The organism is Citrobacter sp. Cf132 (genome assembly GCF_030333885.1).
GTDB classification, from domain to species: Bacteria; Pseudomonadota; Gammaproteobacteria; order Enterobacterales; family Enterobacteriaceae; genus Citrobacter; species Citrobacter freundii.
This window is the reverse complement of record NZ_JAOWFA010000049.1, coordinates 150,482-163,152: the sequence shown is the minus strand read 5'-3', so window position 1 is coordinate 163,152 and position 12,671 is coordinate 150,482. Positions and strand designations below refer to the sequence as shown.

Sequence of the window (12,671 nt, the reverse complement as noted above, 5' to 3'; positions counted from 1 at the left end):
AATACCCTGGTATTTCGTTCAAGTATTCTCGCCAGCGGCTGTACCCTGGCTTTTAGCCGCCTGCTCCGCTTCCTGTTTTGCCAGCGTACGGGCAAGGATAGTCGAGTATAGCGGCTTTCCGCCCATAAATTGGGCTAATAGTGTTGCGCCAAGACAGGTAATAATCATTGGCAAAATGAGCTGATAGTTATCGGTCATCTCCAGCACCAGCACAATACCGGTGAGCGGCGCCCTTACCGACGCCGCCAACAATGCCCCCATTCCGGCGATGGCAAAGGTCCCGGCCTCCAGATGATAATGCGGAAAAGAGGCCGCTGCCGCCATACCGAACGCGGTGCCAAGCAACGTGCCCAATGCCAGCATCGGGGCAAATATCCCGCCGGGCGCGCCGGACGAGAAGCACAGCAGCGTGGTAATGACGCGGGCAATAAAGATAAACAGAAGTAAACCAACGCTGAAATTCCCTGCCGCAGCGATAGGTATCAGGTTAAACCCGCCTCCAGCCGCTTCTGGTGTAATTAAGCCAAGAATCCCGCACAGACCGCCGATCGCACCGCCCATCAGCACCCATTTTTTGAGATCGCCGCCGTGGAAACGCTGGAACATATCCTGAGTCCGTAACACCATGGTGTTGAACAACGGTCCGACACAGCCAAAAATAATCCCCAGGACCAGATACAACCACAGCGTGTTCACCGGTGCATTGGAGAGCTTCCCAACTTCAATAAGCGGTGCCTCGCCGTTGAAAACACGAAACACAATGCTCGACATGATGACGCCGGTAAACACGGCTTTGATCGAGACAAGGTTATAGCGAAACTGCGGGCGCATCTCTTCAATAATGAACAGGATCCCCGCCAGCGGAGCGTTAAACGCCGCCGAAAGGCCCGCTGCCGCACCGGTCGCCAATAAGGTATGTCGCGCTTCTGCGCTACGCATGCGGAAAATATCCAGCACCATGCGCCCGAGGTTACCACCGATCTGCACGGTCGGTCCTTCTCGCCCGAGCACCATACCGGCACCCAGCGTACCCATACCGCCGAAAAATTTCACCGGCAGTACGCGCCACCAGCGCACAGGCCGCAGCTCTTCCAGCGCGCCTTCAATCTCTGGGATCCCCGAACCACCGGCTTCCGGCGCAAACTTACGCACCAGGAAATAGCCGACCATCGCCAGCAACGCAGAGAGAATAAATGCCAGCGGCCACAGCAGAATGGCATGGTCCGCAACCTGAGCCAGCGCGCCAATGCGCTGATTCTGCACCCAGGTCACCGCTTTCTCAAATGCCACGCCAACAAACCCTGTCACTGTACCCACTACGGCAGCCATCAACAGGATCGCCAACGGCGTTTTGTCTCGTTCCAGGAGTCGACGGATTTGATCCCTGCGGCGTAAACGCACAATTTGTTGTGCTTCAAAAGAGGGAGTGTCTGTCTTCATCAGATGATCATTAATTGGTAATACAAATACGGAATCGGCATTCTACTCGCACATTTCACGAAAATCCCCTGCAAATCGTATTGTTTCAAATGCGTAAAACTTTCATAACCTTCTCTGAATAACTAGAATAGCGGGCATTTACTTTTTCTACGAACCAGGACCCCATCCATGAGTAAGTCTGAAAATCTCTACAGCGCAGCACGCGAACTTATCCCAGGCGGCGTTAACTCCCCCGTTCGCGCCTTTACTGGCGTGGGTGGTACTCCGCTGTTTATCGAAAAAGCCGACGGCGCGTATCTGTACGATGTCGATGGTAAAGCCTATGTTGACTACGTCGGTTCCTGGGGACCGATGGTGCTGGGCCATAATCACCCGGCAATCCGTAATGCGGTGATTGAAGCTGCGGAGCGCGGTTTAAGCTTTGGCGCACCGACCGAAATGGAAGTGAAAATGGCGGAGCTGGTCACTGAACTCGTGCCGACCATGGACATGGTGCGCATGGTGAACTCCGGCACGGAAGCGACGATGAGCGCAATCCGTCTGGCGCGCGGTTTCACCGGTCGCGATAAGATCATCAAATTTGAAGGCTGCTACCACGGTCATGCCGACTGTCTGCTGGTCAAAGCGGGTTCGGGCGCGTTAACGCTGGGTCAGCCGAACTCCCCGGGCGTTCCGGCTGATTTCGCGAAACACACTCTGACCTGCACCTATAACGATCTCGCTTCAGTACGTGCGGCATTTGAACAATATCCGCAGGAGATCGCCTGCATCATCGTTGAGCCGGTCGCAGGCAACATGAACTGCATCCCGCCGCTGCCGGAATTCCTGCCGGGCCTGCGTGCACTGTGCGATGAGTTTGGCGCGCTATTGATCATCGATGAAGTGATGACCGGTTTCCGCGTGGCGCTGGCCGGTGCACAGGATTATTACGGCGTCGTGCCGGATCTGACTTGTCTTGGCAAAATCATCGGTGGCGGAATGCCCGTTGGCGCATTCGGTGGGCGTCGCGATGTGATGGACGCACTGGCGCCGACTGGACCGGTTTACCAGGCGGGGACGCTTTCCGGTAACCCAATCGCGATGGCGGCAGGTTATGCCTGTCTGACCGAAGTCGCCCAGCCGGGTATTCATGAAACGCTGAACGAACTGACGACGCGTCTGGCGGAAGGTCTGCTGGAAGCTGCCGAAGAAGCGAATATTCCGCTGGTAGTTAACCATGTAGGCGGGATGTTCGGGATTTTCTTCACTGATGCAGAAACCGTAACCTGCTATCAGGATGTGATGGCATGCGACGTTGAACGCTTCAAGCGTTTCTTCCACATGATGCTGGATGAAGGAATTTATCTGGCGCCGTCCGCGTTCGAAGCAGGCTTTATGTCCGTGGCGCACAGTGAAGAAGATATCAATAACACCATCGACGCCGCGCGCCGGGTGTTTGCGAAACTGTAAAGGATGAATTGCCGGGTGGCGCTTACGCTTACCCGGCCTACATTCTACGCCGTAGGCCGGATGGCGGCATAACTTACCGGCTCTGCTTACGTAGCAGATAGATAAAGTACGGCGCGCCAATAAACGTCGACAGTAATCCCGCCGGGATCTGATACGGAAACAACACCATCCTGCCGCACCAGTCAGCAAAGACCAGCAACACGCCACCCGCCAGCGCCGAAATCAGCATATGCGGCATCGCCCGACGAAAACCCATCATCCGGGCAATATGCGGCGCCATCAGCCCGACAAAGCTCAACGGTCCAATAGTCATGGTGGCTGTCGCCGTCAGCCCTGCCGCCAGCAGCAGTAATCCCACGCGTGATGGCGTAATAGCCATACCGACAGCCCGTGCCGTATCGCCGCCGAGCGGTAAAATTGTCAGCCAACGGCGGCACAGCGGCGTCATCGCCAGCAGGATAACCATTACAATCCCGGTGCGCAGCACCTGTTCGCCACTCGCGTTATAGGTTGAGCCGGAGATCCAGGTTAGCACCCCCGCCATACGCGGATCGCCGCTGGCCTGCAGCATCATCAGCAGCATTGTAAACGCCGTGCTGAGCGCCATCCCTGCCAGCAACATGCGGTGCGGTGAAAAGCCCCCGCGCCCGGCGGCAATCATAATGATAAGCAAGGTGGCTGCCGCACCGAGGCTCCCGGCCGGCAGCAGCCAGCCAAAGGCATTGCCAGGGACCAGAAATAACATTAGCACCACGCCAAATGCCGCCCCGGAGCTAATTCCTAATACTTCCGGACTGGCCATTGGATTTCCGGTCAGACGCTGAATAATACAGCCAGCTACCGCTAACATTACCCCGGCAATCAGCGCTGCCAGAACACGTGGCCAGCGCCAGGGCATGAGCTCATCCAGCATCGCGCTGCTGGCCCATGTCCAGCCGTGCGCATCGCGGCCAAACGCGAGCGCCACAATAACGGTAAGCAGCAATATCGCCCCGCCCGCCAGGGCAAACATCAGTACATTCTGGCGCTCAGCAGCGATGCGGTTACTGGCATTCATATCCGGCGCGCTCATACTTCTAAGGCGCGGCAACAGCCACAGCAGCAATGGCGCGCCAATCAGCGCCGTCACCGAACCAGTGGAGACTTCCATCCATACGCGGGTCAGCCACAGAATAATTTGGTCGGAGAGCCAGAGGATCAACGCACCAATCAGCGGGGCCAGCATCAGACGCGCCAGCAGACGACGCGCGCCGAGCATTTTCGCCAGCAGCGGTGCAAACAGGCCAATAAAGCCGATAATCCCAACCGCGTTAACCAGTAAGGCGCTGATAACAATGGCCAGCGATAACGCCGCCAGACGTGCCAGCGACAGCGCCAGACCGAGGTTACGCGCCACGCCGTCATCCAGTCCCATCAGCGTCATTGGGCGTAATAACAACAGCGTCAGCATCACACCGCCCAGCAGTTGCGGCCACAGACGCTGTACGCCGCTCCAGTCGGTCTGCGTTAGCGTACCGCTGCTCCATAAAAACATGCTTTGCAGTTGATCGTGATGGAAGATAACCATCAACTGGTTAATTGCCCCGCAGTACAGGCTGACCACCAGCCCGGCAAGGATTAACGTCACCGGAGAAAGACGTTTGCCCCAGGCAACGCCAAACACCAGAGCCCCAACAACACATGCTCCCGCCAGCGCCGCAAATTGCGTGGTCAGCGCACCGGGAATAGCCCACAGCGTGGTAACCGTAATGCCCAACTGCGCCCCGGTTGCAACACCTAACGTAGTGGGTTCTGCCAGTGGGTTACGCAGCACCTGCTGAAACAAGACACCGACCAGCCCCAGCCCGGCACCGACCAACAGCGAAATCGCCAGCCTCGGCAGCAGACTGTAGTGGAAAACCATCTGCTCAATAGCATTGATATCCGGTGACCAGATAGCTTGTTGCCACTGACTGCGCGGTAGCGCAACAGAGAAGTTAACCCAGGTCAGCCAACAGGCAGCGACAAACAGAACCGCCAGAAGAAGCGTTGGGAACAGCGCAATTCGTTTACTCACGCTTTGCCTCCCAGCGCATTATCCAGAATGCGGGCAAAATGCATCGCCGAGAGCGTGGCGCCATAGAACCAGACGGCAGGCACACGCTGAAAACGTCCGCTGCGGACAAACGGCATCGCCTGCCATAATGGCGTAGACATCAGTGCAGTCATCTCTTTATCGTTGCCGTGGTCAAAACACAGCACATCGACATCCTTATAAGCAGCCAGACGGTCAATACTCACGGCAGTGCTGCCCCAAAAGTTTGTCTCGCCCTGCCAGGCGTTGGGGGTCCCATAATCATCCAGCACGTCCTGAAACAGGCTGTTTGGGCCAAACACCAGCATATGTCGTGAATCAAGCAGGGAAGTGAGAAGTACAGGGCGTGCGCCGCGTTGAATGAAGCGCGGTTTCAGGCTGGCGATAAAACGATCGTACTCGGTCAGATGGCGTTCAGCAGAGGCTTGCAGATTGAACAATTGCGCCATTTCCTGCAGCGATTGTCGCGCAACGGCCAGCGGCTTTTTACCGTCACTGAAGTTAAATCCCCGGCCAGGCGCAATCCGCGCCAGCTTTTCAGGGGAAGGACCATAGCCTGCTGACCACAGCAAAAATGAGGGTTTCATTTCGGTCAACAGTTCGAGATTGGGCTCCGTACGTAGCCCGACGTCAATCACCGAATCCGGCAACGGGGGCTCACTGACCCACAGCTTGTAGTTAGGGATATCCGCGATACCATACGGCGTAATACCCAGCGCCAGCAGTAGCTCTACCGGTAGCCATTCCAGCGCCACAATGCGCTGCGTATCAACCGCCGCAGCGTGCGCCGTATTCATCCGCCACAACAGCGGCGACAGCGCCATCGCCGCAAGCAGCCGCCGACGGGTAATATGATGTAATTCAATCATTAATAGACAAAACTCACGGGTGCGGCACCGGCCGGATGCGGCAAAATGCCCATCGGGATACCGTAAATCTGTTCCAGAGTTTCACTGCGCATCAGTTCAGCAGGCGTCCCTTGTGCAATCATTTCACCACCGCGCAGCGCAACTAAGTAATCACAGTAGCGGGCCGCCATGTTGATATCATGCAGCACCGCAATCACCGTCAGCCCGCGCTGCTGACTTAAGCGATGCACCAGCGCCAGTACGTCAACCTGATGAGCGATATCCAGCGCGGAAGTCGGTTCATCAAGCAGCAGACAGCGGCTGTCCTGCGCTACCAGCATGGCAATCCACGCGCGCTGGCGTTCTCCGCCGGACAGACTATCAACCAAACGGTGCGCCAGCGGTTTTAAGCCAACCAGCGAAATCGCTTCTTCTACTTTCTCTCTGTCGGCAACGCCAAAACGTCCCAGCGCCCCGTGCCACGGATAACGACCAATCGCCACCAGTTCGCGCACCGTCATCCCTTCGGCCTGTGGCAGCTGCTGCGGCAGATAGGCGACCTTGCGGGCAAACGCTTTACTGCTCCAGTTCTCCAGCGGCTGTTCGTCGAGCAGAATTTCACCTTCTGACGGCGGCTGATGACGTCCCAGCATTTTCAATAACGTCGATTTTCCGGAGCCGTTGTGGCCGATAAGACCAGTCACTTTCCCCGCAGGAAAAGTTAATGAGAGAGGATGCAAAAGCGTGCGGCCAGGCACACGAAAGGAGACATTACGCAACGCAAAAGTAGTGTCGGGATGGGATCTGTTTTCCTGCATAGCAGCCAACTTGTAAAACGGGCACGCAAAGCGTGCCCAATAGAAATTAGAAACGGAAGGTTGCGGTTGCAACGACCTGACGTTCTGCGCCCCAGAAGCAGCCATAGGTATTGAAGCAGCTGGCGACGTATTCACGGTCAAACAGGTTGTTCACATGCAGCGCCACGTTGGAGCCCGCCATGCCGACGCGCGCCAGATCGTAACGTACTAACGCATCCACCAGCGTATAGCTCCCCACTTTAAAGGAGTTTGCCGGATCGCCATAACTGGAACCAGTATAACGAACGCCAGTACCCAACGTCAGCCCGGAAAGCGCGCCGTCATAAAGGGTGTAATCGCCCCACAATGATGCCATATGTTTTGGCACCTGCGCAGGCGTATTGCCCTTGTAGTTGGTGTCGGTGGTGTATTCCGCGTCGGTGTAGGTATAAGAACCCACTACGTTGACGCTGGCAGACAGCGCCGCTTTCGCTTCAATTTCCACTCCGCGAGAACGAATTTCACCGCCTTCAACTGACCAGAACGATCCGTTCGGATCGGCCATCAGATTGTTGGTTTTAGTCAACTGATAGACAGCACCGGTGATCACGATTGGACGATCGTTCGGCACGTACTTCACGCCAGCTTCGTACTGCTTACCTTTGGACGGCGCAAAGATATTACCGCTTGCACCCGTCTGAGAAGCCGGTTCAAACGACTCGCTGTAGCTGAAATACGGGGTTACGCCGTTGTCGAACAGGTAGTTAACACCGCCACGCCAGGTGAATTGCTTATCATCGCGGGAATCCGTTACACCAGAAACACGGTTCAGAGAGTCCTGTTTAGCCCAGTCGTAACGACCGCCCAGAGTAACCAGCACCTTATCCCATTGCGCCTGATCCTGAACATACAAGCCAGTCTGCTTCTGTTTGTTCAGCACTTTGTAAGGACCTGAAGGGCCTGGGTGTGAGCCAAAATCGAAGTCGCTACGGTCGAGGTTATAGATATCGGACGGCGCAACAGAGCCCGCATAGCCAAACCAGGAGTTGATATCGTTCCGCATACGCATAAAGTCAACGCCGGTCAGCAGCGTGTGATCTACGTCGGCAGTAGCGAACTTGCTTTGCAGCTGAGTATCGACGGAGAAGTTCTGCAATTTCTCATTATCGATAACATACTGACGCGTCAGCGTATGATCCCAGTCGGCCTGAGGAACGCTGGCACAAGGGCTGTTAGCCGGATCCTTGGTATAGAGCGGATCGGAGCACATACCGTAGCCATACACGCTGTTCTGCGAGACTTTATTTTGCGCGTAACGCAGGTTCTGACGCACGGTAAAGGTGTCGTTAAATTCGTGATCGAAGCTGTAGCCCACCATCTTCTCGTTACGAGAATAGGTATTGTTGTTCGCCCCTTCGTTGAAATCGGTAGGCAGACGCTTGCCATTCGGCAACTCAGTCACCGTCCCTTCTTTCGGCAACCAGCCGTAATAACCGGTTTCCGGCTCGTTCTGGAAGTAGGAGAGGAAGGTGAAGTTTGTCTTATCGTCCGGACGCCATGAGAAAGATGGCGCGATGGCATAGCGTTGTTCTTCTGCGCCCTGCTGCTGCGCATTGGCGGAACGCGCCAGGCCAGTTAAGCGGTAAGAGTATACGCCGTCATCATCCAGCGCATCGCTGAAATCAAAACCGGTCTGGAACAGGCTGTCAGTGCCCATCTTGAACTGAATTTCTTTCAACGGTTCTGTGGTCGGGCGTTTGCTGACCATATTCAACAACCCACCTGGGTTGCTCTTTCCGTACAGAACGGAAACCGGACCACGCATCACTTCGGCGCGTTCCAGCATATAAGGGTCGATCACCGCATCATTGTAGAAGTTACCCTGCATCTTCAGGCCATTCAGATAGTTATTCTGACTTTGGCCATCGGCAGCGAAGCCACGGATGATCAGGTAATCATAGGTATTGGACGCACCACGCGTACCCACGGCAACGCCCGGGGTGTAGCTAAGCGCCTCTTTGACCGATTTTGGCTGATGCAACGCCATCTCTTCGGCGGTGACCACTGAAATAGACTGAGGAACTTTTTGAATCGGAGTGTCGGTTTTGGTCGCCGTAGCAGACTGTCGTGCGGCGATGGTTGCCGCTGGCCCCCATGCGCTTTCCTGCGGAGCAGGAGCTGCAGTTACGGTGATGGTTTCTTCTTTCGGGTCAACCGCCGCCTGTGCATAGACAGACATGCCGCTAACCGCTGTGGCTACCACTACTGCGATTTTACGCAGTGATGAACTTGGCTGAGCAGTTTTAAGACGCGCCATTGGTATTTCTCTGATGAAAGTGAATGATAACGTAAACGAGAATTATTATTATAACGGCAGCATAATATTCGAAACTCTGGCGAGATAGCAAGCAATACGCGCCCCTACTAAAACTGAGGGGTTAAGAAATAACCAGATGAAAAGAAAGGGTTAATAAATTAGGCTGGAATGTTAGAGCGCTGACAACCCGCCGCAGCGGGTCACAAGGCGTTAGCGGTAAAAGACCTCAAAAGTCGCGACGGCGTCCACTTTCCCGGCTTTGACATTGCCGGTTTTGGCATAGCGTGCCTTCAGCGGAATTTCTGCCACTTCGTTAGCGCTGGTGCTGCTCACAGCTGTATAGGTTTGATCAAAACTCAGCACATTATTGTTCGTGTCCAGAATCTGGATACCGACACCGCTGGCAGAGCTGTCTCCACTGGCGATAGCCAAAATATTGCCATCCGTAACGCCTGTCGAACCAGCACTGTTGAACTTATAATCGATTTGGGTACCTGCCCGACAATCAGAAATCTCGATTTTGAAACTGTTATCGGTGAGTACTTCTGAAAATTGACTGTCAAAGTTATCGACATTAATCGTCTTCAGCGGCACGTAGATATTTTTATCCTCCAGGTTACAGGTATTAGTCTGGATATGAATGCTGGTGGGAGATACCAATATCTGAGCTATCACATCATTACCCCACTTCTCTTGCGCTGTCAGCCGGGAGGTATCAAGATAACCATCCTCGACGTCGCCCGTCACAACCAACTGCATTGACGCATGGTACTTTGTATGAATACTGTTCCATCCGCTTGCTCCATAGCTATAAAAATGCATGGGTGTGACGATATCCTCAGAGGTAAAGGTAGGTGTTCGTTCTTCCGCTTCAGCCATGCGGATACCTATACCTGGAACGCTAGTCTGATAAACGCCTTCCAGCACTCCATTGCGGGCATCGGCATCCGTTAACACTGCGTAACCTTTGTATTTGTTGCTAGTATCCTGGCAATCCATATCGATTTGGCCGCTCTCAATGCTTCCCTCATAAATAACCGTACCAACTGATACGTCAGGCTCCACAGTGATGCTTGCCGGTAGCTGAAAGGTCATTGCGCCATTTTCCGGGTAATTTCCGGTACATGTGGCGGCATAAACAGGTGCCGCAGATCCAGCTAAAATCAATATGATCAACATAGCCCTGAAAATGTTTATGTTCCTTTTACTCATATCTGACAATTTCCGTATTCATAAGCCATCTTCCATTATTGGCAATTAACCGTAGCTGAGAGAATTCCCGTACCCATGTTCTCAGGCACGCTTACGCTGCCCGTACATTTCGTCTGTGCGGTATTTCCCCATTGCACCTCAATGCGCTGTGTTCCTTTTAGCCCAGTGACATACACTTCACCGTCGTCACCCACGATCGATGTCGTACCGTCCATACTTAACAGAGCACCAAAAGGAACCACGCTCTGACCATGTTTTAAGGTAAGTAATGCACGCTTACCTGAACGCGCCGTGAAGTCAGCCTTCAGGACGGCCCCTTTTGTCGGAACCACATCCAGAGAAGCATCCTGAATATCAATATCATCACGTCCCTGAGTATTCACAGTAATAGTATTACGGCGATAATTGGTTAAAGTTGGCACAATGGCATTGCCCCAATAATCGGTGTAAACCCCCCGGGAATTTTGTATTTTTACATTATCGCCATCGGTAATGTGCACAATGGCAAAAGCATCCTGAATGGATTGTCCAAGCGTTATTCCCTGCGAATGCGCAACAACGGAACCCTGGGCGCCATAGCCCCACTGTTTACTGTCTTTTTGATAACTGTAATTGGCGCTGAACTCGCCAACCGATGTCCGATACCGGGAAGAGAGATAGGCACCATAACCGACATCGTTATCGGTGTAGGTTTGCTGAAGGTTATAATTTAAATTGTTATCTTCCAGTAACGTTCCACTGACGCCAACCTGATGTGCACTATTACCATTTTTTGAACTTGTCAGAGTATATGTTCCCCAGGCATTAGCCAGCCAACGCGAAAGAGGGACATTCATTGAGATAGAAAACTGCTGATCGTTAGTGGTTGATGGCGTTTTTGTCAGGCTGTAATTCAGCGACCAGTTAACGCCCTGCCAACTGCTGCTGTAACCGAGACTCACGCTTCGTTCATGGCCTTCCATTCCCCAGTAATCTTGCTGATAAGCGTTGGCGTATACCGATCCCCAGCTCTGTAACGACTGAGAAAGATTAAGTTGCAGGCGGCTGCGACGGTTATAGCTATCGCGATAGCTATAGATGCTGTCATCGTCGTAGCTGTTATTACGCTGATCGAGAGCCTCCTGAAAGGTATAAAACCCGGAGGTGGAATAACGATAGCTGGCCAGCGTGACCGTGGTATTGGTTAACGGAAAATCTTTTGCGTACTGCGCGCGCCACGACTGGCCATTCGCATCCGCGCGTTCGTCGTCAAACGCGGTTCTCGCCGCCGTCAGATCCATCGACAGCGAACCAAAATCGCGTAAATCAGCTCCGATGCCGACCAGTCCGGCACGATACATCGACGCGCCCTGCAGACCGCCGTAAGCGGTAATTCCGAAAGGTAAGCCATAAATTGCCGTAGCCTGGCTGAATTCCGGCTCCTCGCCGTTATCAACATCGCGATATTTCCCAGCCGCCAGGCTGTACTTCAGCGCGCCTTCACGTTGCATAATCGGCACCGAGGAGCTGGCCTGAATAAAGCTGCGCTCTGTACCGTCGGCCTCCGTCACGGTGACTTCCAGATCCGCTCCTGCCGTAACCTGCGTTAAATCACGAATTTCAAACGGGCCAGGCGAGACGTTGGTCTGGTAGATGGTGTAACCGTTTTGCTTAATGGTGACTTTGGCATCGCTATTAGCAATCCCACGAACGACCGGGGCAAAGCCCTGTAATCCACTGGGCTGCATACTGGTATCGGTCTCCAGCTTAACGCCCGTCATCTGCACGCTATCGAACAGTTCGCCGTTAGTGTAGGTTTGCCCTATCTGAAGCTGGCTACGCAATGCTTTGACATCGCGTCCAAGCGTCGTATTAATAGATTGCCAACCATTATCATTCCCCCAATTGCTGGTGTTACGCAAACGCCAGGGGCCGATATTCATCCCTGAATTCAAACTTGCCCAGTTCGAAGCATTATTTTGACCTCTGGATTGTTGGTGCGATCCCGAAATATAGTAACTGGTCCACAGAGCCGGAATGCCGTCATCCCAGAAAGTGGGATTGCTTTCGCCCGAAATTTTGCGGTCGCGGTAGATCTGCGGAATACGTAATTGCAGCACCTGTGTTTCCGGATTGAAGTCATAGTGTCCATCCGCGATATATTCGCTAATATCACCCAGCAACGTATCTTCGTTAACATTATTTAATGCCGGAACCGTATCAACTTTAACGCCCAGTTCGCGCAGCTCCGCTTTAGTAAATTGCGGAATCAGTTTGCTGTTATCTTTTGAAAGGAAGTAATTTAAATTTCGTTTATCAATGCGATCCTGATCCCAAACAATCGACGTTAAATAACGTCCGGGGGATAAACCATTATGCTGTAAAAAAGCTTCAAGCGCCCCGGTATTCTCAAGTGGGGTTCCCGTTTCAAGTACACTGAGATTGAAATAATCATCAGCACAAACGGAACCACTCGCAGTCAATATAGCGAATGTCAGCGTATTGAGAGCAAAAAGCCGGGCAGTACGATGTGAAGGCATAAATGTCACCCCATA

The 12,671-nt window shown here is 53.5% G+C and carries 8 protein-coding genes; 1 reads left to right on the top strand and 7 read right to left on the bottom strand.

The window, feature by feature from the left end; genetic code table 11:
* Positions 1 to 18 precede the first annotated feature (18 nt).
* Positions 19 to 1,440 carry a H(+)/Cl(-) exchange transporter ClcA gene (clcA, locus tag OGV85_RS08305; RefSeq protein ID WP_048219683.1) on the bottom strand — a complete coding sequence of 474 codons (1,422 nt, stop codon included), beginning with the start codon at positions 1,438 to 1,440 and terminating at the stop codon, positions 19 to 21.
* Between the two features lie 168 nt (positions 1,441 to 1,608).
* On the opposite strand from clcA, the gene hemL reads away from it, so the two are divergent.
* The gene (gene hemL / locus OGV85_RS08300) at positions 1,609 to 2,889 is read left to right on the top strand and encodes a glutamate-1-semialdehyde 2,1-aminomutase (RefSeq protein ID WP_003837523.1); all 1,281 of its coding nucleotides are present in this window, start codon (positions 1,609 to 1,611) and stop codon (positions 2,887 to 2,889) included.
* Positions 2,890 to 2,962: 73 nt separating this feature from the next.
* On the opposite strand, the gene fhuB is transcribed toward hemL, so the two are convergent.
* The 6 genes from fhuB to OGV85_RS08270 form a co-directional block, all read right to left on the bottom strand.
* The gene (fhuB, locus tag OGV85_RS08295; RefSeq protein ID WP_061547763.1) at positions 2,963 to 4,945 is read right to left on the bottom strand and encodes a Fe(3+)-hydroxamate ABC transporter permease FhuB; all 1,983 of its coding nucleotides are present in this window, start codon (positions 4,943 to 4,945) and stop codon (positions 2,963 to 2,965) included.
* The gene (fhuD, locus tag OGV85_RS08290; RefSeq protein ID WP_061547762.1) at positions 4,942 to 5,832 is read right to left on the bottom strand and encodes a Fe(3+)-hydroxamate ABC transporter substrate-binding protein FhuD; all 891 of its coding nucleotides are present in this window, start codon (positions 5,830 to 5,832) and stop codon (positions 4,942 to 4,944) included. The genes fhuB and fhuD overlap by 4 nt, the downstream gene beginning before the upstream one ends.
* Positions 5,832 to 6,629, bottom strand: a complete 798-nt coding sequence (fhuC, locus tag OGV85_RS08285) for a Fe3+-hydroxamate ABC transporter ATP-binding protein FhuC (protein WP_061547761.1) — start codon at positions 6,627 to 6,629, stop codon at positions 5,832 to 5,834. Before fhuC ends, fhuD begins: the two co-directional genes overlap by 1 nt.
* Before the next feature lie 46 nt (positions 6,630 to 6,675).
* Positions 6,676 to 8,925 (bottom strand): ferrichrome porin FhuA, encoded by a 2,250-nt coding sequence (fhuA, locus tag OGV85_RS08280; protein WP_044714923.1) that lies wholly within the window; start codon positions 8,923 to 8,925, stop codon positions 6,676 to 6,678.
* Between the two features lie 210 nt (positions 8,926 to 9,135).
* The gene (locus OGV85_RS08275) at positions 9,136 to 10,137 is read right to left on the bottom strand and encodes a fimbrial protein (protein ID WP_231877182.1); all 1,002 of its coding nucleotides are present in this window, start codon (positions 10,135 to 10,137) and stop codon (positions 9,136 to 9,138) included.
* Between the two features lie 35 nt (positions 10,138 to 10,172).
* On the bottom strand, positions 10,173 to 12,656 hold the full coding sequence (locus OGV85_RS08270; RefSeq protein ID WP_061547759.1) for a fimbria/pilus outer membrane usher protein: 2,484 nt from the start codon (positions 12,654 to 12,656) through the stop codon (positions 10,173 to 10,175).
* Between the last annotated feature and the right edge of the window lie 15 nt (positions 12,657 to 12,671).